This window comes from Candidatus Nitrosotenuis aquarius, assembly GCF_002787055.1.
Classification (GTDB): Archaea; Thermoproteota; Nitrososphaeria; order Nitrososphaerales; family Nitrosopumilaceae; genus Nitrosotenuis; species Nitrosotenuis aquarius.
In genome coordinates, this window is sequence record NZ_CP024808.1 from 456,025 (window position 1) to 476,262 (window position 20,238).

Consider the following 20,238-nt stretch of genomic DNA (forward strand, 5'->3'; position numbering starts at 1 on the left):
ATCAGACAAACCAATACTAAACCATGTCAAACCTGGTCAAGCTGCAAAAACCCGTCAAGAAAACAAAAAAGGACAATGTCAGAATAGCAAGAACGCGAAGGCAGCGCGGGTATCACTGGGAAGATACGCTGGTTAAGCGATTCAATGCTCTTGATGGCTGGAAGGGATTTCGGTTAGGCTCGCCAAGCGTAGGCTTGCCAGATATTTTGGCAATTAGCACAAAAAACAGCACCATTTTTACAATAGAGGCAAAGTCAGGCACCACAAACTCACTTGTCGTGCCATACGATCAGATAATTCGCTGCCTAAAATGGGTGGATAATTTTGAGCTGTATCAAACACGAGATGTAATTTTTGCGTTCAAGTTTCTATCAAAAAAGCGAATTGGTCTAGGCGAATATGAAAAAAGAGAGTTGCGAGAATACTACAAAGTATGGGACAAGTCAAAGCAGATATCAGATTTTGCGTGCAATTATGACGGAACCACATATTCCATAATAGATGCAAAACGCCAGAGACTTGACCTAAAGGATTACACCATGCCGTTTGTGAGTAAAAACACCAAGACCACCCAAGAAGCCTAGTGGAAAGAGGACAAATTCAGAATAACTCTTTAATTATCCAACAACACTAACAATATCATGAGTTTTGAGGAATTTGTAGATGAACGCATGCTCGTAAGCCATAATGTCTTTGGCGACAAGGAAATGAAGATAAAAATTCTCGAAGTCTCAGACGAGCACCCGCCAGTCCAATGGAAGTTCGGAAACAGAGTCAAGGTCAACAAAATCCTGATCACAATAAAGCACCTCAACACCCAACAAGTCGAAGAGGGTGAATTCGACATCGAGACAATCGAAAAAGAGCTCAGCACGCGTAGCCACTATACCTCAACTAATAGATGGGTGTCTGTCAACGATATCAAAAATGGCTATGTGGTAAATTCCAAACACGTCAATCTTATCTCAGACGCAGTGGCTCTGGAATACATTGTATTTTGAAAATCAGCACCAAAAACTATAAGAAAGTACTCTAAAATCATCAAATCATGTCATCAAAAGAGATTTCGATTTCAGGCACGGACTATACTATCACACTAACGGATCAGCTGGTAAACCAAGTAAACAACCTAAAGGCATTATACAGCGCAGCCTATGAGGACCCAGAAAGCTTCGAGCAAGTAAGCTCAGAGATATCCAATGCAATAAACGAGATTGCGTCTCAAGCCGAACCACCGGTATCAGATGACGATTTGGATGGATTCATCCAGGAAATAATTCGAGTAGTGGACAAAAAGGCAGAAGAAATCAAAGAAGAATTAGAAGGCAAATCCAGTGTAAAACCAAAAAAAGAATCCAAGACAGCAAAACCACAGAAATCAAAAAAATAATATCATTTTAGCAACAAATCAGCAAAAAATATGCAGTTTTAGTTATATTCTACTTTGGATTAACTATCCTAATGAAAGCGCATTGTGAATGCGGGATTTGTGGGCATTATGAGGAAAGCGAATGTCTTGCCAAAGAATGCAAATGCTGCATTAACTTCCATGTTCGTTCAGGTGGAAAAAAATCCAGTTAAAATAATAACAAAACAAACAGAATTATTGACAAAAATACAAACCCTTGAAGAATTCAAACAGATCAAAAATGCGGATTTTGGCTTTATTGTCATATCCGATGACACCGCTGCAACACTGCATCAAAGCAAGTGTGCCAACCTAAGAGAGGACGAATTCCCAAATTGCACTCACCATTGGTTTTCAACACTAACATTGGCAGAAAAATCATTTAATGTTGTGATTTGCAATGTTTGCAAGCCAGAATAGCTACTTGTGGCAGCTGCAACTTTTTGACCAGTGCTTTGAGCAGCCAAAAATTTTGTGATCTTTGCATCCACAGATGACGCATTTTTTCTCAGACATTATTCCCTCAATATTGATTTTATATGCTCTAATAGATTGTTTTCCTCTATGGAATCAAGAATGGACATTCTGAGATTTTTGAGCCTCATTGGATCATCAGAATATAACAGTGACATTGTGTCCATTTCTCTGAAAAACTCGTGATTTGCCAGATATTTTCTGATTGGCGGTAGCACGTGTTGATAGTCAGCTAGTTCTTGCTTGTTTGTCTCTAGCTTGTTTGCCAGTGCCGCAAAAAGGCCGTTTATCTTTGCAAGTTCTCTGCGTATGATGTCGAGATCGCCTGGCTTGTCACGCAGGTTTTGCAGTAGGGTATGTGAATCATCTACTTGTTTTAAAATGCCTTTAAGATACTCTTCAAACGTAACCATTTTCTTTTTGAAATACAACACCATTGAAAAAGCTTAGTCTAGCTTTTGATTCCAAAATATTAACAATTCAAATTTAAAGTAGTAGTCAGGTGGAAACGTGTATTGAACAATAACGCTTACCTAAAATGCATAGATCCAGCTTGTGGCCTAGAGTATCCGATTAATTCCAGAAACATCGAATGTGAGCAGGGGCATTTACTGGATGTAAAATACAAAAACACCCCCTCCCCGGAGCTAAAGGAATTATTCTATAATCGACGAAACCCTCAGGGAAATATTTTCAATGAGAGTGGAGTTTGGAGATTCAGAGAGCTACTCAATTTCTGTCAAATAGACACGGGCAACAGAGATGAATGCTCAAAATACCTAGTATCATTAGACGGCGCAGAGGGAAGACAGTCCAAGCCATACCAAATGTCAAAGGTGGCAGACTTTATTGGAATAAACCATGACGGTTTGTGGCTCCAGCCAGAAGGATACAATCCAAGCGGATCATTCAAAGACAATGGTATGTCGACTGCGGTAACACATGCAAAACTAATTGGTGCTAAAAAAATAATCTGTGCATCAACGGGCAACACCTCGGCAGCTGCTGCAATGTATGCGGCAAACGAAAACATGGAGTGTGATGTATACATTCCAGCAGGACAAATTGCTCCAGGAAAGCTATCACAGGCGTATCAATTCGGTGCGCAAATTGTCCAGGTTCAGGGAAATTTTGATGATGCCCTAGCAAAATCACTGGACGATGCAAAACATCATGAAGGCTATACGGTAAACTCGGTAAACCCGTTTAGAATCGAAGGACAAAAAACCATACCATACAGGGCAATAGAATACCTAAACTGGAATCCACCAGACTGGATTGTCTATCCAGGCGGAGCATTGGGAAACATTTCAAGTTGCGGCAAGGCATTAATGGAATTATACGAATGGGGCTGGATCAAAAAAATTCCAAGAATAGCGGTGATAAATTCAGAAGGGGCAAGCACTCTGTATGATTTGTACAATGGCGAATTTGAGGGACAAAAGCTGCGCTGGAACAAAGGCAAGCCAGATACCGAGACGATAAAAAACTATTACAAGCACCTGGACGAAAAGGGAATCAGGCCGAAAACAAAGGCAACTGCAATTCAAATCGGCAGGCCAGCAAACATACTCAAAGGATTGCGGGCGCTGGAATTTACAAACGGCATAGTGGAAAAAGTCTCTGATTCCGAAATGCTTGACGGCATGTCAATTGTAGGACTAAACGGTTTTGATTGCGAGATGGCGTCAGGTGCATCCCCAGCAGGAATCAAAAAGCTAGTCGAAAAGGGAATAATCAAAAAAGATGATGTCGTAGTCGGAATACTCACAGGTAGGCAGAAAGACTCTAGCCTTCCAGTGGATTATCATAACAATCCAGCAAACAGATTCGCAAACCCACCAAGGGAATAATTATTTTTTAGCGAAAAATTCTTCGAGTGCTTTTTTCTTTTCTTCCATGTGAAATAGCGTCTCGGTGTGCACAAATGCCTCTTCATATGGTTTTTGGAAGAGCATTGCCTGCATGAGCAGGTGGTTTTCAGGGATTACTATTCCAGTCTGATCATCAGAGTAAACCATTTTGATTGTGTCTCCAATTGCTTCAATCATGTTTGCGTGTATGTGAATCATGTTGGTGTCTTTGAAGCTAAACTTCATGGATTCTGCGGCATCACGGATTTGTTTTGTCCCCTTTGCCGTCCAGAGTGTGGCAACACCATATTCATCTTTGAACAGGTCTAATATCTCAGATGGGTCTGGCGCAGAATCCTTGAATCGTATGCTCATCATGTGCACATGCATTTGACGGGTTGGCACCTTGATTGCCTGTATGAATAATGGTGTGTCTTTGCCCATGTATGATTTTACATCGTCCTGATGGTGCGGGTTTGGGGACAACTCTATTGTGTCTGGGACAGATTTTTCAGTCTGCTCAATGTCTGCCCAGCGTCTAACAAGTATGGCATCAAATCTCAACAATCTAGAGCCGTATTTTTCACGGAGTGGTTGCAGTATTCTTCCCATTCCTGTGACATTGCAGCTTCCTTGCATGACATGTTTTTTGCCAAAGGCATCCTTGTAGTTAACACGCGAGTTAAACAGTAAATCAGATACACGCTCATCCCCAAAGACAGACTCGCCTCCCTGATAGATTGCCATTACACCTTTTGGCTCATAGAGCTGTTTTTTGTTGGTGTATCCAGTTCCTCCAGGGGCACCGTCAATTACAAGGTCACAGTTTGACAGTGCTTCTTCTATACTGCCTTTGATTTTGTAATTCTTAAAAGAGTCAATGCTTTTTTGCGGCACATAGACATCAAAGCCTCTTGATATAGCATCGTTTACCTTTTCATCCGGAGAGAACTTGCCCACTCCGATTACCTTTATTTCAGGATCGTCTTTGATGAATTGTGCAATTCGGTTTCCAATGGAACCATATCCATTGACAAAAACCCGCTTCATGGTTTTGTCCCAGAATTGGGATTTATTTACATTTCACAGATTAGGTAGCAGGCGACAATTCAGATGATGTGGATTGGTCTTCTCGTATCGAGTCAAATTTTGCAATAGACTGTCCCAATCCGGATTCTATTTTTTGAGCGGTGCTTTCTTTGCTTAGCATCGGCGAAAGTAGAAAATATGCAAGTATTAGCAATGACGATAACGCCGCCACCACAGTAATCGTCCACAATCTATCATTTTGCACATAATACATGTTATTCACATTTAGATTAATGGGCATGTGTTCGAATCACACAAAACAACTAAATGCATCCCGATTCTGGCTACAGCATTGATACATGCTCCATCTCTAGGCATAGGTGCAGGAATTGCAGCTGCCGTCATAATTGGAGCACTCTTTGTAATCAATGGACAAATGCCAGAGACAGGCTTTAAGACAGAAGACATCAAGGATGTAGAAAGAGACCAGATTTTACAAGAACAGCCTCCACAACAAGTGCAAATGTCAGTCTTTTCTGCTAATGCATCACCAATACTTGGTGATCCAAATGCGCCAATCACAATAATAGAGTTTGGGGATTACCAGTGCTTTTACTGCAACAAGTTCTTCCACGATACAGAACACCAGATTCATGACAATTATATCAAAACAGGCAAGGCAAAACTAGTCTTCAAAGATTTTACCATAATAGGGCCAGACTCTGTAGTAGCAGCCCACGCAGCGCATTGTGCAGACGAACAAGGCAAGTTCTGGGAATATCATGATACACTATACAACAACTGGAATGGTGAAAACAACGGATGGGCATCGGCACAAAACCAACTCAAATTTGCCCAACAGGTAGGCCTAGACGAGACAAAATTCACAGAATGCATGAACAGTGAGAAATACACAGAAAAGATTCAGGCAAGCTCCGAAGACGCAAAGACGTTAGGATTGACAGGAACCCCAGCATTCTTTGTGATTGGTCCAAACAACAAGATAGTCAAAGTCCCAGGCGCTCAGCCATATGACGTGTTTGCCAATATTTTAGACTCGGAAGAAATAATGGCAGACTAGTCTGATCATGGAGTTTAATTGTGTAAAGGACTGCTCTCAATGCTGTATTGACCGAGAGTATTACCCATCAAAGAAATTCGGCAAAATAGGGGTATTGATTCTGCCCGATGAAAAGCAGAAAATAGAATCACTGGTAGAATCACTAGGAGTCACCGTAAACATAATTCCAAGAATTGCAATATCTAATGATGACTCTAGGCCGGAAAAAATCATCGCATACCAGATGATGGGAAAAGAGCAAAACGGCAACACCTGCCCATTTTTAGATACAGAGGAAAAATCACCCCATGGTGGATTTGCTTGTAAAATTTACAAAGATAGACCTCTTGCATGTAGGGCATATCCCCTCATAGAGACAAATCCCATCACACTAGACCAAAAATGCAAGTTCTGCCAGACGTGCCCCACTGCTGACTCTAATCTGAATTCAGAGATAGAGTCCCTAATCCAGATTAAAAACAAGATGAATGCAGACATGCCAATAATATGGCGATATGCGACAGGCATTGGAGATCAAAAAGACATCCCAATCATACAAAAGGGATGGATCAAGGACTAGGTAAATTCACAGATCCGCAACAAATGAGGATGTATTTGCAAAAAATTTCTGCAAAACGACAAAATTTCCGAATTTTTATAAATTTACACAACATAACTCGATTGTAGAACAGATTTAGCTGACAACCCTTATATTCAAAAATCCGAAGGGTAGCTCATGGCAGCAGGTATTGACGACATTGCCATTTACATTCCGCGCTTGTTTGTAGATTCGACCGACTTTGCCCAAGCACGAGGCGTAGACCCAGTCAAGCTAAAGCAGGGACTGGGCATATCACGCATGGCAATAGTAGATTCCAACCAAGACCCAGCGTGCCTGGCTGCAAACGCATGCCTAAAGATAATGCAGCGCAACAAGATATCCCCAGACGATATTGGTAGGCTATATGTAGCGACAGAATCCTCATTGGACGAATCAAAGGCCCTAAACTCTTACGTCATTGGTATGCTAGAGCAGGTATATGGAGACGGCTCCTTTGAGCATTGTGGTGGGATAGAGTGCAAATTTGCATGTGTTTCAGGATCATATGCCCTGTATGATAACGCCAACTGGATTAGGGCAGGAGAGGCGGAAGGAAAACACGCAATTGTTGTAGTATCAGACATTGCAAAATACGACATGGGTTCTTCTGGTGAATACACACAGGGAGCAGGCGCCATTGCGATGTTACTTAACGATAATCCAAGACTGTTACAATTTGATTCCAAGGTCACATCAACATCAATTAAAAACGAGTACGACTTTTACAGGCCGTTTGGCAAAGAAACCCCAATTGTTCACGGACAATACTCTAATTTGCTGTACCTAATCCAGGTCAAAAAAGCATTTGAATCATACAAGAAAAAGGCAATAGAAACAGGAATCATCATGCTAAAGGAAGGAGAGACAATCTTGGACCACATTGATTATCTTTGCATGCACTTGCCATATTCTAACATGGGCAAAAAAGCACTATCATACCTGCTAAGACGTGAATGGCGAAGCCTCCCAAGGTGGAAAAGAATAGTAGAACAGACAGGAATGGAAGAGCCTGTGCCAAAAGATCCTCGTGGCACAATTGAATCAATACTTGCAGACGAAGAATACATGGGCAAAGACCACGAGTTTAACAAATTATTTACCAGAACCAAAGAATATCAGGCATTTTACGAGGACAAGCTTGCCAGCTCATTAATTGCATCATCGATGATAGGCAACCTATACACCGCATCACTATATCTAGGATTTAGAAGCTGCCTTGAATTTGAATTCCAAAAAGGAGTCGACTTGGAAGGGAAGAGATTCGGATTTGGCTCATATGGTAGCGGAAGCAGTGCAATGGTGTTCTCAGGCGTAGTTCAGCCATCATACAAGGAAATCGTCAAGAACATGAACTTGGAAGCAGAAATAGGCGAGCGAGTCAAGCTATCGCTAAAAGACTATGAGGAAATACATGAAAACAAACGCGCCCCAACACAAAGCATGCTAAGCGGTAAAAATGAATTTGTCCTAGTAAGCGTTGAGAAATCTCCTGAGAGTAGGGGAGAGCGCAAGTACGTATACTGCCAGTAATAGTCCAAATTCACATCATGGACACATCATCGCCAATCAAGGACAGCCTATACCAGATAATTCAGAGCGTTCCTGAGAATATAGTTCAAGAAAAGATTGCAAAAAACCCAGACTCGTTCATGCGGGAAATATTCTCAAGGGCAGACATGGACTCACTTGGTGGAAACAAGACTGAAAACTATGAAACATTTGCGGAATCGCTCATGCATTTTGTTCTGACTAATGCGCTTATTCCAAGCCAAAGAAAAATAACACTAGGCCAAGCTGAGATAGATATTGTAATTCCAGACACTAGAACGTTAAAAACATCAAACAAAGACGCAATCGTGATTTTATTTCCAAAGACAGAAAACGTAAAATCAATACTACAAAGATTAGAAAAAACGCTCACCATTCAAACAATTAAAGAAAATATTTGGCTTGTGCAAAAGTCATCACTGGGATTACCATACAAAACATACGAACTAGAGAGAAGTGGCTCGTTTTTTCACATTATTGAGGATGTCAAAAAGACAACGGCTGGCAAGAGTCAATCAAAATTAAAGATCTTTAAAGTTTAGACAACACAGAGTCTTTTTGCAAGATTTGTGATATTGTCATGATGTTACCATTTTGTATGTTGGGGATTTTACAAATGACATCGATGCCACTCAGCGACACCAGATCCTCTTCTAGTTCTTGCATGACATATCCTTCAGTATCAGTCTGGTTAATTATCAGCCCCAAAACGTTTATTCCATATTTTTTGCATAGATTCAAGGCAAGTAACGTGTGGTTAACAGAGCCCATCTTGGTTCCAGTCACCATCAAAACATCAAGATTCAGATCTTTTATCAGATCCGCAACAAAGTAATCCCTCAAAATAGGAACAAGTATTCCACCAATTCCCTCAACTAGAACAACATCGTGGTTTGCTTGTAATTTCTCATAGCTCGATAAAACCAGGTCAACGTCTATTGTTTTGCCCAGTTTTTTTGCGGCTCGATACGGCGAAGTCGGAATTGGGAAAAAATACGGATTAATCAGTGATTCAGGATCATTTACGCCGGAATGGTGTACAAGTAATTCGACATCTTCAGATTTGAATCCGTTTTTTTGTGGAATTCCTGTTGCAAAAGGTTTCATTACGCCTACATCGACACCAGAAGACTTTAGAGTACTTGTAAGGGCGCACGTAAAGACGGTTTTGCCTATGCCAGTGTCAGCACCAGTAATGAAAATCGACTTCATGTAAAAACTCCTAGTATATGGAATTAATCCTTTTACCGCTTGATTATTAAAATGAAAATCACCCATACAGGCAATGAGACCCAGTTCTGTGTGGCACCCATACACGCAAATGTCAGAATGGGATTCATTTCCAAATATTGTCAGGGGGGATGGATTTTGGCTCATAGACTCTGATGGAAACAGATATCTGGATGGCGTGGCAAGTATGTGGTGTAACGTTTGGGGTCACTCTAAAAAAGAACTAGTTTCCGCAATCAGCAAGCAAGCAAAGAAAATCACCCATTCATCTTTGTTCAATCTTACAAACAACCAGGCAGAAAACTTGGCAGAAAAACTAATTGCGATATCACCAGGCATGAATCGAGTCTTTTACTCTGATAATGGTTCGACTGCCATGGAAATTGCATTCAAAATAGCAATACAATACTGGCAAAACATCGGATACAAAAACAAGAACATGTTTGCCACACTACAAAACGGATATCACGGCGATACATTCGGTACAATGTCCGTAGGATTTGTTCCAGCATTTTTTGCCAAATTCAAAAAAAACCTATACAAAACAATCCAAATTCCATTTGAGAACAGCTACAAAATAGCAAACATCGAAGAATATTATTCTCAGACCCTAGAAAAAATTGAGGTCACATTAGCAAAGAACCAGAACATTGCAGCATTTGTAATGGAGAGTGGTGCACAGATAGCTGGTGGAGTCAACATATACCAAAACGATTTTCAATCACAGATTAGCAAAATTTGCAGAAAATACAACACATTACTGATATTAGATGAAATTGCTACAGGGTTCGGCCGTCTAGGATCATTAGTAGAATATACCGCACAGAAAAGCAAGCCAGACATTGTGACATATGGCAAGATGCTCACAGCAGGATACTTGCCAATGGCCGCAACGCTTGTGACAAAAAAGATCTATGATTCGTTTTTGGGCAAATATCACCAAATGAAGCATTTGTATCACGGTCACACATTTACTGGCAACACGCTTGCATGTGCAGTGGCAAATCAGAATCTGGATTTGTACCAGAAAACAAACTTGATCACAAATGTGAGAAAAACTGCAAGTCACTTGAAAGGACGCCTAGAGGAATTCTACGACATACATACAGTAGGCGACATTAGGCACAAAGGAATACTTGTCGCAATAGAGTTGGTCTCAGATAGAGCAAAAAAGACGCCCATGTCGTTTGCAAAATCCACAAACAAGATAGTCTTTGAGGAGGCAAAAAAGCACAAAATCTATCTCAGAACTCTAGGAAACATAGTCATGCTTGTACCGCCGCTTGCGATGCCCCAAAAAGAAATCGATTTTCTAATAGACGGCACAATCAAAACCATCAAAAACATATCAAAATAATTGTAAACCAGTCTGCAGTCTCAGGTTAACATTTGAAATATTAATTAATAGAAAAAATCAAATCGCAGTGATGGATTCCCAGTTTATTTTAGAATGCCAGAATAAGGTTTTGGGTGGAAGAAAACTAACAGAATCAGAACTAGAAGGACTCATCAATATTGAGAATTTGAAAGAACTATCGGATGCAGCAAATAAAATCACAAGGGCATTTCAGGGAAACAAGGTGGATGTAGAACAATTGGCAAACATCAAAAAAAACTATTGTAGTGAGGATTGTGTTTTTTGCGGCCAATCGGCGTTTTTTAATACAGGAATAGATAGCTACCAGTTACTACCACCAGAAGAAATAGTCAAGACTGCAAAAAAGGCAAAAGACGAAGGCGCTGAATCATATTGTTTGGTAGCCGCGTGGCGTCAGCCATCAGATTCGGATTTTCTCAAAGTTTGCAATATCATAACTCAGATTAAAGACCAAGTCGGAATATCAATAGAGTGCAGCCTTGGATTTCTCACAGAGGCACAGGCAAGAAAGCTCAAAGAACTAGGTGTCAAGCGATACAACCACAACCTAGAAACCGCAAAATCAAAATTCTCGCAAATATGTACCACTCACACATATCAAGACAGACTAGACACATTACACATTGCGAGAAACGCTGGCCTTGAGCTTTGTACGGGCGGAATTATAGGAATGGGCGAAACACGCGCACAGCGGCTAGAATTAATTTCGGAATTGGCAAGACTAGAGCCAGAAGAAGTCACAATAAACCTGCTAGTGGCAATTCCTGGAACACCACTCGAATTGCAAACCCCGATATCATTTGAAGAGATCCTGCGGGTTTTTGCAGTGACTAGATTTGCGTTGCCAAGGTCGATCATCAAGATTTCAGGTGGGCGTGAAGTACACCTAGAAGATTCTGGTGAAGAACTCTTGCTAAGCGGTGCAAATGGCATAATTAGTTCTGGCTATCTTACTTTGGGTGGAAATCCAATGAACAAAGATCTTGAAATGATCAAAAACATCAAACTTGAAGCTTGATTACATAGCTCAAAAACTAGCAGAGCTAAAAAAACAAAACCTATACAGAAACCTCAGAAATGTCAGAATCAGCGGGCCATACATCACGATAAATGCAAAAAAGCGAGTAAATTTCTGCTCAAATGATTACTTGGGGTTATCTGACTGGAACATCAAGCCAAGACAGCTTCAATCCAGCTCAAGGCTAGTATCTGGAAATGATGAGTCATTTATCAGATTAGAAAAAAAACTCGCAGCTCATAAATCGCAAGAATCGTCTTTGGTTTTTCCAACTGGATACATGGCAAACCTTGGTGCAATACCTGCCATTGCAGACAAGCAATCCACGATATTTAGCGATGAGCTAAACCACGCAAGCATAATTGAGGCATGTAGACTAAGCGGGGCCAAAACCCAGGTATACAAACACAATGATTCCCAAGATCTTGGGAAAAAAATATCCAAAATCAAAGGCAGAAAATTCGTCATAACCGAGGGAATATTCAGCATGGATGGCGATTTTGCCAATTTGGAGGAAATCTCGGAAATAACTGAAAAAACAGATTCTATCTTGGTGATAGATGACGCACATGGAGACTTTGTCGTGGGTAAAAACGGCAAAGGCACGCCAAATCATTTCGGTGTAGAAAAAAGAATAGACGTCTACATTAGTAGTCTGAGCAAGGGACTGGGTTCTTTTGGCGGGTATGTGGCATCATCAAACCAAGTCACAGAGTTGTGCATAAACAAGGCTCGCTCGTTTATCTACACATCCGCATTGCCGTCGTTTTTAGTTGAATTGTCATTATCAAGACTAGTACAAAACAGAGCAAAACAACAAAAAAAACTGAAACAAAACGTATCTCATTTATCATCAGGCCTAAGAAAAATAGGATATGACATCAGGTCCCAGACGCACATCATACCAATCATAATCGGCAGTGAAAAGAAAACTCTGGAATTTGGCAAATTCATGTATGATAATGGAATCTTTGCACAGCCCATCAGATATCCAACAGTTCCAAAGAACTCGGCAAGGCTGAGAATCTCAGTTACTGCATGGCTATCAAAAAAGCAGATCGATGATGCATTAGAGGTATTCGATAAAGCAGGTAAAAAGTTTGATTTGGTGTGAGCTATCTGCGCATGTCAAAGCCCATAAACGCAGGTGAGCCTACAAAGACTGCGATTGCCACTATGATTCCAAGCGCGATTCCAACTATGATGAATCTCTTGTTCACGAGTTTTACCCATGCAACTTAGATAAAAAGCAATACCAGAAAAATCTGGAACAATGCTTTAATAAAAAAATTCAACAACTGTTGTATTGGCAGACATAACTATTGGGATTGCCGCAATTGCCGGACTGGGCTCATTTCTGGCACCATGCATTCTGCCTGTGATTCCAGCATTTTTGGCCTATATCTCAGGCACGACAATTACTGATCTTCAGAGAAACCGCGGCATGCAAAGCCTGGCGACAAGCAAACTAAACATTTTACTAAACACAATATTTTTTGTTCTTGGATTTTCCATAGTTTTTTCAATATTTGGCGTGATACTAAACAGCGTACTTGTTAACAATGCAACCAATCTGATTTCAAGTTTTAACCAGATAGGAGGAGCAATAATTATCGGATTTGGAGCGTTCATGTTATTATCAACTAGAATTACGAAACTGAACTTTGAGAAGAAAATTTTCCCAAAGGTAGGAAAAGTAAGCTACACGCTCTCGTTTGTGTTCGGCTTGGCGTTTGCGACAGGATGGACTCCATGCATTGGTCCGATTCTCGGAAGCATTCTCACATTAGCTGCGACAACACCAAGTCAGGCATTTACGTTGCTGCTTGCATATTCCATCGGATTGGGAATTCCGTTTATCCTAATGGGGGTATTTTTTTCAAAAATGACTCGAGTCATTAATGTGCTGAGCAGACATCTGAAATATTATTCCGTCATAATGGGAGGGCTAATCATACTGCTTGGAGTCCTAGTTTTAACAAACCAGCTTGCGACAATAGCTAGTTTTCCCATTTTGAACAATTTGTTACTTGGATGATATTATGAAACCAGAGATAAGAACTGCATTAATCATGGGCGCAATAATTTCAGGACTAGTCGGTGGGCTAGGCACATATTTTTCCACTCTAGACCAACCTGATGATTTTACTGCACAAGACATGTCCAAAACTGACAAGAGCCGCTTCAAAAAGGCCCCAGAACTAGTCGGAATTGCAGGCTATATCAACTCGGATTCAACATTGCAGGAAGAGATCAGAGGCAAAGTAGTCCTATATGACATTTGGACATATAGCTGCATAAACTGCCAGCGAACCCTCCCATACATTACAGCATGGGATGAGAAATATTCAGACCAAGGACTAGTAATAATAGGAATACATTCGCCTGAATTTGAATTTGAAAAAGACATCAACAATGTAAAACGAGCAGTGGAAAAATTTGGAATAAAATATCCAGTGGTACTAGACAATGACAAAAAAACATGGGATGCGTTTGAAAATAGATACTGGCCAAGAAAATATCTTGCAGATGATGAAGGATACATCAGATATGATCACATCGGCGAGGGAGCATATGATGAAACTGAAATGGTCATCCAGGAATTACTAGAAGAGCGAGCAGAAAAGCTTGGAATCAAGGTATCTGCGCAGCCGCTAGTGGACATCGAACAATACAGACACGGATCTCGAACTCCAGAGCTGTACTTTGGATATGACTTTGCGTTTGGCCGAAGTCAGATTGGAAACCCCGAGGGATTCAGACCAAACCAAGAAGTAACATACACAATACCAGACAAACTACATGAAAACAATTTCTATTTGGATGGAACCTGGAAAAACCTTGAAGACAGAATGATATTGACATCAGAGTCAGGCAGAATTGTTTTGCCATACTTTGCAAAACAAGTAAACATTGTGGCTGCCGGAGAATCAGAGATACAGATATTGCTTGATGGCAAAACAATTTCAGCTCAACATGCCGGCACAGATGTCAGAGATGGCAAAACAGCCATCAAAGAGGCCACGCTGTACAACCTAGTCAGTATGGAAGAGTCGTCATCTCACGTACTAGAGATTCAGGCAAGATCTGGCTTTGAAATCTATACGTTTACCTTTGGTTAGACTTGTAACCATACCACCATGTAACCAGAGTTACACCATGTAAGGTTACAAATTTCTTTAAAAGTAATTTTTCAAGCATTTTGACATGGGGTCATTAAGCGACAAATGGAATGATTTTGGAAGATCAGAAAGCCTCACACAAAAAATTGTCGATAAAGTAAAGCCAGACGTCCCACTCAAAAACAAAATCGACGTAGCCCAGAAAAACCTCCAACTACAGATTGTCAAACTGGACGGAATCTCTCAAAAAATAAAACAAAAACACGATTACATTTTCAGCAAAATAGTTTCAGCACAAAAATCAAACAACAACTTGCACGCAAAGGCATATGCAACCGAATTATTGGAAATTAGAAAAATGCACAACATGGTAAATGGTGCAAAACTCGCACTAGAACAAATTCAGCTCAGACTTAACACAGTGTCAGAGCTTGGAGACATCGTGGTGACATTGAGCCCATGCATGTCTGTAATCAAGGGGCTAGGCAGCTCACTTTCTGGAATAATGCCAGAGGCAACATCATCGATGCAAAACCTCTCGCAAATACTAGGCGATGTGCTAACTGGATCTTCAATGAATGCTGCAGATGCCACGGTGTCCACATATAGTCCAAATTCAGACACGCTTGCAATACTAGAGGAAGCCCAAGCAGTAATTGAAGGCCAAGCAAGGGCAAGCATTCCAGAACCACCAACAAGCATAGCTAGTCAAGCAAGAAGAGAATCAATCATTTAGATTTCTTTTTGCTTTTTTCAATTAGAATTTTCTTTATCCTGGAAATTGTAGGATAGCTGTATCCGCGGCGTCTGTAATTTGAGATCATCATTTTCCAGTTTTTTAGACGCCATTGCGCCTGCTCGTTTGTTATGGAGTGGATTTCTTTTTGTATGATGCTTTTTCTGCCCACCTTGAGAACCCCCGCGTCTTTTGCAGACCACCGGTTCTTGGCAAACTTGAGCCCTAGTAGAATTTCTTCAATAGGCATTTCTCTAAAACAATCTTCAATTATTTTGAGCTGAGCATCAGATGGTGTCTTTTGCACCTCAAGTTTTATCTCATCCACGTACGGCCTGACATGTTATTTCTTAATAGAGAACTGATAAGCTAGTTTTAACAAAATACCAAGTGTATGTCTTGCCAACCTGTTTGTTTGTATAGTACAAAACCCATGATATTATGTGTGCAATGCAAGACAAATCATGGTAGAAAAACACCTGCAAAAAAAAGACTTGCAAGCTGGAGGAGACGATCCGTTTGGAATCCAGGTCAGAAAACTGTATTTTCGAGAAGAAGAGACTGACACTAGAGAGCATTCTGAAAAAGTCAAAGATAAATTCGTAGAGGCGGGAAATGACACCAGAAATGCGAATCAGTATGTAAAATTTGTAAATGCTCATTTGCAAGACAAAGTATCAAAACTTGAGAAAATTAAAGCAGATCAAAACAGATTTTGGGGGGAATTGGACATGTTCAAATCTGAACCAAAGCCAGAACCAACTAGTACCAGACCGGAAATAGAGGAAGCAATGATAGTGCGGGATCTGTCTGCGATGATAAACAAATACGGCATTGAAAAGCTGATCAGTGCGCTAGACAAAATATCAAGACAGTAACAAAATTCAAGTACCATATCACATAATATCATTTTGATGCGAGTCTTTTATTCGCAAAAAACAGAACAAGTAATCAGAATCCAGTTGACACAGTGGCGACAAATGATACAAGAACACCTGACTCGAAAACATCAAGACCTATCAGACAACTGGAAGACTTGTGCCCTAGGTGAGAGAATAAAAACAGAGGGAAAAGATCTTCAAAACCTCAAGGATCTGTCCCCAGAAGCAATAAAGTTAGGCTATGACTTTTCAGTAGCACTGCAAGAGCGAAATAATGCTCTGGCGCTGGAAATCATAGAAAAAATAGAAAAACTATCCACCATTTGGAGAAATGAATCGTAAGGCGATCTTGGATTAATTCTGAGATTAGTTTAATAACCCAAATCAGGCGTAAAATTATCATGAATAAGATTATGTCTGCCGCAATCTTTGCATCAGTTGTCCTAATGTTCGGCACAGTCGCATCAGTACTAGAAATGGTACCAGATGCAGAGGCAATAAAGGCAAGAGGCACGTATCTGAAGGATACTGCTTCGAGTCAGAGACATACAGCATCCAAAGTCTGTGGCGACCAATTATGTGGAGGACTGATTGACTCGTCAACAGGATTGAAAAAGGGACAAATCAGCAGAGGCTTTTCAAGATAAGCACGACATCCTCTGACTTTTTACTTTTTTAAACTAAAAAATAGAATTATTGCCCTTTAATTTTCAGTAATTCTTGGTGTGTGTATGTATCGTATGGAGATTTGAATGTCTTTGACTTGAAGTTCCATTTGAAATATGGTTGACCTTCGCATAATTGATCACCACAGACACTGTTTCCCATCCATTTTGAGATCTTGTGTCTCTGCAGACCTTTACCTGAGGACTTTTTTGCTTCTGCAAATTGTCCTGCCTCGAGTGCATTAATTACTGTCATGGACAATAATATGCTGACTCCAATTAATGCTGCTAATTTGAGCATGTTTTTGCTGAACTTTATTGCATTAATTAATCCATCCATTTATCGATATTTCAAAACTCGAATTTAGAAATAAAGAATTTTAATGGTGTTAGTTATGTGGAGCGCTCTTGCCTATTCGCTTGACGGTTTTAAGGTGCGTGCCCTCTTTACAGAGCTCATCACCACAGACCTTCTTTGACCATTTGCTGAATTTGTGCTTTGGAGAGTCTTTTGCCGGCTTTGCGTCTGCTGGTTGATCGGCTGAGAAGCCCATCAATAACGCGCCAGAAAGCAATACTGCCATTGCTACAAGACCCATTGTTTTAGCAGCCATGTTAAACGTACCAATTGCTGTCTAATTAATTGATCTTTTTGTAATGTTTCAAAACTCGAATTTAGCAATATTTGTCATTTGTGCCTAGAATTCAACGCGTCACGAATCATCTTTTTGTGATGTGGCAAGGTCTTGCCAGGCAGCCTTGTAAAAAACCCATAGTCATCGCTTTGGTAATCTGTCTTGATTTTTCCCCTTGATGGCACCACTATGAATCCATGCGAAATATCATGACGGAATTTGTTGAGGCTCTCATAGACTCCAACAAATCTTTTGATTTTTACATTGAGGTTTAGCTCTTCTTTTGCGGATCTTTTGACTGCGCCTTGCAGAGTTTCATCCTTGTGGACCATGCTTCCAGGCAAATGCCAGTATCCCTTGTATGGATTTCTGGTTCTTCTAGTCAGCAGGACAGACTTGCCATCAAGTATTATCAGGTCAACACATGAAAAAGCAAAATACTTTCTAAAGTGTTCATAGTCTTTTTGCGGTGCTTTTTTGACCAAGTTTTGGCAGACCCCCACCTTTTGGAGTAAAACTGGGCTAAATTAACCAATTCTGTATGCCTAAAAATCCAAGATTTGGTAGAAATTTTGCCAATATTAGAAAACATCAAATTTTGCAAAACCATTCGTAAATGCTAAACCCCCCGGTATGAAGGCCTGGCTTACTCATGTAGTGATTTTTTCAAAAATGCTCAAAAACCATGGGGGTTTAACGTTTGTGCGTAACTAATACAGGCAAGCACCAAAACACCCCCATTGCCCAGCTAAGGACCTTGCAATTATTTTTGATACGAGTAAAAGCTAAACCCCCGGTTTTTGGCAATTTTTTACCATTTTTTGGGTCAGTTTTTGATACCAAGTTTTGGTCTTTTTTCATCATTTTCTAAATTGAGTTTACTGGTGGTTTTTTGGAAAAATGTGCCCTCATTTCCCCATATTCTAAAATGGAAAATAATGGTAAATTTTTTAGAAAAAATAGATAGAACTAGATGGGTTTTGTATCACACCACAATGCAAAACCAGGTAGTTTTGCGCGTATTTTTGTATTGTCGTAATTTAACACTGGTAGTACGGGGTTTAAACTAGACTAGTTTGTAAGGGTGACCTTTTCGCGGTTTTCTATGATTTCTACTTCTATTGTTTCCAACGGATCTTCTACCTGATTTCGCCTAATTGATAATAATTTGGGTTTCTCAAAGTCCACCGTACAATCAGGACATGCATATACCAAGACCCTATGTTCGTTTGGCGCCTTTGGATTTGATAATCTGGGGTAATAGGTCAGTCTGCCACCGCAATCAATACAATAACGGTTGGCCCTTCTAGTTCTGGCCATTGTAAACCTCCTGCATTATTGGATATCTGCGATCAGATATTAGATCGGTTCGGTCTAAATGTATAAACCAGAATGGTTGCAACGATCAATGTTTCAAAACTCGAATTTAGAAATATTACACACAACACACATGCAAACCGGACTTGATGATTTGCCATCAGCAAAAACAAATATTTCAGAATTCGAATTTAGAAAGATTATGGCGCCGCCCGTCAGACTTGAACTGACGACCCCCTGATTAACAGTCAGGCGCTCTACCACGCTGAGCTAGGGCGGCACGAAGATTGTGCTTGGCGCATGCGATTTAATTCTTGCGAGTATTGATTGTAAAATGAGAAAATTATTTTTCTATGCCTTTTGCCTTGTGGTACTGGTATACACCATCTAGGAAGACTCGGTGATCCTTGTTTTTGACTTTGGTCACTGCCTCGATTTCTGCAGCAGTCTGTGTGACGTCATTTAAGACTGGGCCTGTGATTGTAATGTCGTCGCCTTTTGATACCACCTTTGTTGCGCCGTGGATTTTTGCCACGCGCGGTGCCCGCTCTCCTTGGAAATTCTCAATTAGTACCAGCTTGTCCTTTGTTTTTACTGTGATTGGAAAGTGCGCATACACAATTTTCATTTTTATGGTGTAGCCATTGATTACGCCGTCGCAGAGGTTTCTGACCAGGGACAGTGCGGTGTTTGCAATTGCATAGTATTTTTTTCGAGTGTTGATTGCCTTGATTGATACTTTGCCGTCAGAGACTGACATTTCGACTGGGATTTTCTTGAAATTCTTGTAGACTTTGCCTAGTGGACCCTCAACTAGTAACATGTGCTTGTTTAGTGTGACTTTGACTTTTTGAGGCACTTCAAATGTTGTTTGGAATATTTCCTCTTGCTTAGTAGACATATCCTATTAGAAAACCTCCAATTCCCTTGTTTTGCGCGTCATGGTGCGACATTATACCCTGGTTTGTAGTTACTACTAGCATTCCTCGGTTGTATGCTGGCAGGTATTGTTGCTCCCACTCGTTGAACTCGCCTTTTTTTACCTTGAATCTGGGCGTGATTGCGCCGCATTTTGTGATGTGTGCTAGTAGCTGAATCTTGAATTTGCCGCCTCGCTTGTCTTCTACGTGCTCAAATTCACCGATATAGTTGTGCTTTTGCAGAGTTTTGAGCACCTCGATTCCTAGCTTTGAGGTTGGCAGTATGACGCATTCGGTTCGTCGTCTTGCCTCGTTATTGTATAACGTGTTAAATAGATTGGAAAGAATGTTTGTCGCTGGCAT

At 40.5% G+C, this 20,238-nt stretch carries 30 protein-coding genes and 1 tRNA gene; 18 read left to right on the top strand and 13 right to left on the bottom strand.

From position 1 onward, the window contains the following. The first annotated feature begins 23 nt into the window (after positions 1–23). From NAQ_RS02705 to NAQ_RS02720, 4 genes are all read left to right on the top strand, one after another. A complete protein-coding gene (locus NAQ_RS02705) occupies positions 24–584 on the top strand; it encodes a resolvase (RefSeq protein ID WP_100182134.1) in 561 nt (186 codons plus the stop codon). A 57-nt stretch (positions 585–641) separates the two neighbouring features. After that, positions 642–1,001: a hypothetical protein gene (locus NAQ_RS02710; protein ID WP_245871691.1), complete on the top strand. Its 360-nt coding sequence runs from the start codon at positions 642–644 to the stop codon at positions 999–1,001. Between the two features lie 47 nt (positions 1,002–1,048). Then, positions 1,049–1,390 carry a hypothetical protein gene (locus tag NAQ_RS02715; RefSeq protein WP_100182135.1) on the top strand — a complete coding sequence of 114 codons (342 nt, stop codon included), beginning with the start codon at positions 1,049–1,051 and terminating at the stop codon, positions 1,388–1,390. Positions 1,391–1,498: 108 nt separating this feature from the next. Beyond that, entirely contained in the window at positions 1,499–1,828 is a 330-nt protein-coding gene (locus NAQ_RS02720) for a hypothetical protein (RefSeq protein WP_218192569.1), read from the top strand. Between the two features lie 95 nt (positions 1,829–1,923). On the opposite strand, the gene NAQ_RS02725 is transcribed toward NAQ_RS02720, so the two are convergent. Continuing rightward, entirely contained in the window at positions 1,924–2,295 is a 372-nt protein-coding gene (locus tag NAQ_RS02725) for a hypothetical protein (RefSeq protein ID WP_162858593.1), read from the bottom strand. Between the two features lie 102 nt (positions 2,296–2,397). Between NAQ_RS02725 and thrC the strand changes: the two genes are divergently transcribed. Then, the gene (gene thrC, locus NAQ_RS02730; protein ID WP_100182138.1) at positions 2,398–3,735 is read left to right on the top strand and encodes a threonine synthase; all 1,338 of its coding nucleotides are present in this window, start codon (positions 2,398–2,400) and stop codon (positions 3,733–3,735) included. On the opposite strand, the gene NAQ_RS02735 is transcribed toward thrC, so the two are convergent. Then, a complete protein-coding gene (locus NAQ_RS02735; protein WP_100182139.1) occupies positions 3,736–4,785 on the bottom strand; it encodes a type II glyceraldehyde-3-phosphate dehydrogenase in 1,050 nt (349 codons plus the stop codon). Positions 4,786–4,825: 40 nt separating this feature from the next. Then, the gene (locus NAQ_RS02740; protein WP_162858594.1) at positions 4,826–5,029 is read right to left on the bottom strand and encodes a hypothetical protein; all 204 of its coding nucleotides are present in this window, start codon (positions 5,027–5,029) and stop codon (positions 4,826–4,828) included. Between the two features lie 87 nt (positions 5,030–5,116). Here NAQ_RS02740 and NAQ_RS02745 point away from each other — a divergent pair, with 87 nt between their 5' ends. The 4 genes from NAQ_RS02745 (at position 5,117) to NAQ_RS02760 (ending at position 8,515) form a co-directional block, all read left to right on the top strand. After that, positions 5,117–5,845, top strand: a complete 729-nt coding sequence (locus NAQ_RS02745) for a DsbA family protein (protein WP_100182141.1) — start codon at positions 5,117–5,119, stop codon at positions 5,843–5,845. A 7-nt stretch (positions 5,846–5,852) separates the two neighbouring features. Continuing rightward, complete coding sequence (locus NAQ_RS02750; RefSeq protein WP_100182142.1) at positions 5,853–6,404, top strand: YkgJ family cysteine cluster protein; 552 nt, start codon at positions 5,853–5,855, stop codon at positions 6,402–6,404. Between the two features lie 156 nt (positions 6,405–6,560). Continuing rightward, positions 6,561–7,955 carry a hydroxymethylglutaryl-CoA synthase family protein gene (locus tag NAQ_RS02755; RefSeq protein WP_100182143.1) on the top strand — a complete coding sequence of 465 codons (1,395 nt, stop codon included), beginning with the start codon at positions 6,561–6,563 and terminating at the stop codon, positions 7,953–7,955. A 17-nt stretch (positions 7,956–7,972) separates the two neighbouring features. Then, positions 7,973–8,515, top strand: a complete 543-nt coding sequence (locus NAQ_RS02760; protein WP_100182144.1) for a hypothetical protein — start codon at positions 7,973–7,975, stop codon at positions 8,513–8,515. Here NAQ_RS02760 and bioD read toward each other — a convergent pair. Beyond that, positions 8,505–9,185 (bottom strand): dethiobiotin synthase, encoded by a 681-nt coding sequence (gene bioD / locus NAQ_RS02765; RefSeq protein ID WP_100182145.1) that lies wholly within the window; start codon positions 9,183–9,185, stop codon positions 8,505–8,507. The two genes, NAQ_RS02760 and bioD, sit on opposite strands and share 11 nt — an antisense overlap. A 73-nt stretch (positions 9,186–9,258) precedes the next feature. Here bioD and bioA point away from each other — a divergent pair, with 73 nt between their 5' ends. The 3 genes from bioA to NAQ_RS02780 all read left to right on the top strand — a co-directional run bounded on the left by bioA (position 9,259) and on the right by NAQ_RS02780 (position 12,713). Next, on the top strand, positions 9,259–10,560 hold the full coding sequence (bioA, locus tag NAQ_RS02770; protein ID WP_100182146.1) for an adenosylmethionine--8-amino-7-oxononanoate transaminase: 1,302 nt from the start codon (positions 9,259–9,261) through the stop codon (positions 10,558–10,560). A 70-nt stretch (positions 10,561–10,630) separates the two neighbouring features. Further along, on the top strand, positions 10,631–11,599 hold the full coding sequence (gene bioB / locus NAQ_RS02775) for a biotin synthase BioB (protein WP_100182147.1): 969 nt from the start codon (positions 10,631–10,633) through the stop codon (positions 11,597–11,599). Continuing rightward, on the top strand, positions 11,589–12,713 hold the full coding sequence (locus tag NAQ_RS02780) for an aminotransferase class I/II-fold pyridoxal phosphate-dependent enzyme (protein WP_100182148.1): 1,125 nt from the start codon (positions 11,589–11,591) through the stop codon (positions 12,711–12,713). Before bioB ends, NAQ_RS02780 begins: the two co-directional genes overlap by 11 nt. A 1-nt stretch (position 12,714) precedes the next feature. Here the strand turns inward: NAQ_RS02780 and NAQ_RS10300 are convergent, their stop codons facing one another. Continuing rightward, positions 12,715–12,819, bottom strand: a complete 105-nt coding sequence (locus tag NAQ_RS10300) for a YdgA family protein (RefSeq protein WP_162858595.1) — start codon at positions 12,817–12,819, stop codon at positions 12,715–12,717. Between the two features lie 86 nt (positions 12,820–12,905). Here NAQ_RS10300 and NAQ_RS02785 point away from each other — a divergent pair, with 86 nt between their 5' ends. From NAQ_RS02785 to NAQ_RS02795, 3 genes are all read left to right on the top strand, one after another. Then, positions 12,906–13,637: a cytochrome c biogenesis CcdA family protein gene (locus NAQ_RS02785; protein ID WP_100182149.1), complete on the top strand. Its 732-nt coding sequence runs from the start codon at positions 12,906–12,908 to the stop codon at positions 13,635–13,637. A gap of 4 nt (positions 13,638–13,641) precedes the next feature. Next, positions 13,642–14,721 (top strand): thioredoxin family protein, encoded by a 1,080-nt coding sequence (locus tag NAQ_RS02790; RefSeq protein ID WP_100183408.1) that lies wholly within the window; start codon positions 13,642–13,644, stop codon positions 14,719–14,721. 85 nt (positions 14,722–14,806) lie between these two features. Beyond that, a complete protein-coding gene (locus NAQ_RS02795; RefSeq protein ID WP_100182150.1) occupies positions 14,807–15,457 on the top strand; it encodes a Snf7 family protein in 651 nt (216 codons plus the stop codon). Here NAQ_RS02795 and NAQ_RS02800 read toward each other — a convergent pair. Further along, positions 15,450–15,707 carry a hypothetical protein gene (locus NAQ_RS02800; protein WP_420887497.1) on the bottom strand — a complete coding sequence of 86 codons (258 nt, stop codon included), beginning with the start codon at positions 15,705–15,707 and terminating at the stop codon, positions 15,450–15,452. The genes NAQ_RS02795 and NAQ_RS02800 overlap by 8 nt on opposite strands. Before the next feature lie 214 nt (positions 15,708–15,921). Between NAQ_RS02800 and NAQ_RS02805 the strand changes: the two genes are divergently transcribed. The 3 genes from NAQ_RS02805 to NAQ_RS02815 are packed head-to-tail and all read left to right on the top strand — an operon-like array spanning position 15,922 to position 16,985. Next, positions 15,922–16,335, top strand: a complete 414-nt coding sequence (locus NAQ_RS02805; RefSeq protein ID WP_162858596.1) for a hypothetical protein — start codon at positions 15,922–15,924, stop codon at positions 16,333–16,335. Positions 16,336–16,371: 36 nt separating this feature from the next. Then, positions 16,372–16,680 (top strand): hypothetical protein, encoded by a 309-nt coding sequence (locus NAQ_RS02810; RefSeq protein WP_245871693.1) that lies wholly within the window; start codon positions 16,372–16,374, stop codon positions 16,678–16,680. A gap of 59 nt (positions 16,681–16,739) precedes the next feature. Next, complete coding sequence (locus NAQ_RS02815) at positions 16,740–16,985, top strand: hypothetical protein (protein WP_162858597.1); 246 nt, start codon at positions 16,740–16,742, stop codon at positions 16,983–16,985. Between the two features lie 46 nt (positions 16,986–17,031). Here the strand turns inward: NAQ_RS02815 and NAQ_RS02820 are convergent, their stop codons facing one another. From NAQ_RS02820 to NAQ_RS02850, 7 genes are all read right to left on the bottom strand, one after another. After that, positions 17,032–17,304, bottom strand: coding sequence for a hypothetical protein (locus NAQ_RS02820; RefSeq protein ID WP_162858598.1), 273 nt, complete (start codon positions 17,302–17,304; stop codon positions 17,032–17,034). Between the two features lie 88 nt (positions 17,305–17,392). Then, positions 17,393–17,617 carry a hypothetical protein gene (locus NAQ_RS02825; protein WP_100182156.1) on the bottom strand — a complete coding sequence of 75 codons (225 nt, stop codon included), beginning with the start codon at positions 17,615–17,617 and terminating at the stop codon, positions 17,393–17,395. A 74-nt stretch (positions 17,618–17,691) separates the two neighbouring features. After that, positions 17,692–18,123 carry an NUDIX hydrolase gene (locus tag NAQ_RS02830; RefSeq protein ID WP_100182157.1) on the bottom strand — a complete coding sequence of 144 codons (432 nt, stop codon included), beginning with the start codon at positions 18,121–18,123 and terminating at the stop codon, positions 17,692–17,694. 586 nt (positions 18,124–18,709) lie between these two features. Beyond that, positions 18,710–18,958, bottom strand: a complete 249-nt coding sequence (locus NAQ_RS02835) for a hypothetical protein (protein WP_048187924.1) — start codon at positions 18,956–18,958, stop codon at positions 18,710–18,712. Between the two features lie 200 nt (positions 18,959–19,158). Next, a tRNA-Asn gene (locus tag NAQ_RS02840) sits at positions 19,159–19,235 on the bottom strand. Positions 19,236–19,298: 63 nt separating this feature from the next. After that, positions 19,299–19,856: a 50S ribosomal protein L6 gene (locus tag NAQ_RS02845; RefSeq protein WP_100182158.1), complete on the bottom strand. Its 558-nt coding sequence runs from the start codon at positions 19,854–19,856 to the stop codon at positions 19,299–19,301. Next, positions 19,846–20,238 carry a 30S ribosomal protein S8 gene (locus tag NAQ_RS02850; protein ID WP_100182159.1) on the bottom strand — a complete coding sequence of 131 codons (393 nt, stop codon included), beginning with the start codon at positions 20,236–20,238 and terminating at the stop codon, positions 19,846–19,848. The genes NAQ_RS02845 and NAQ_RS02850 overlap by 11 nt, the downstream gene beginning before the upstream one ends.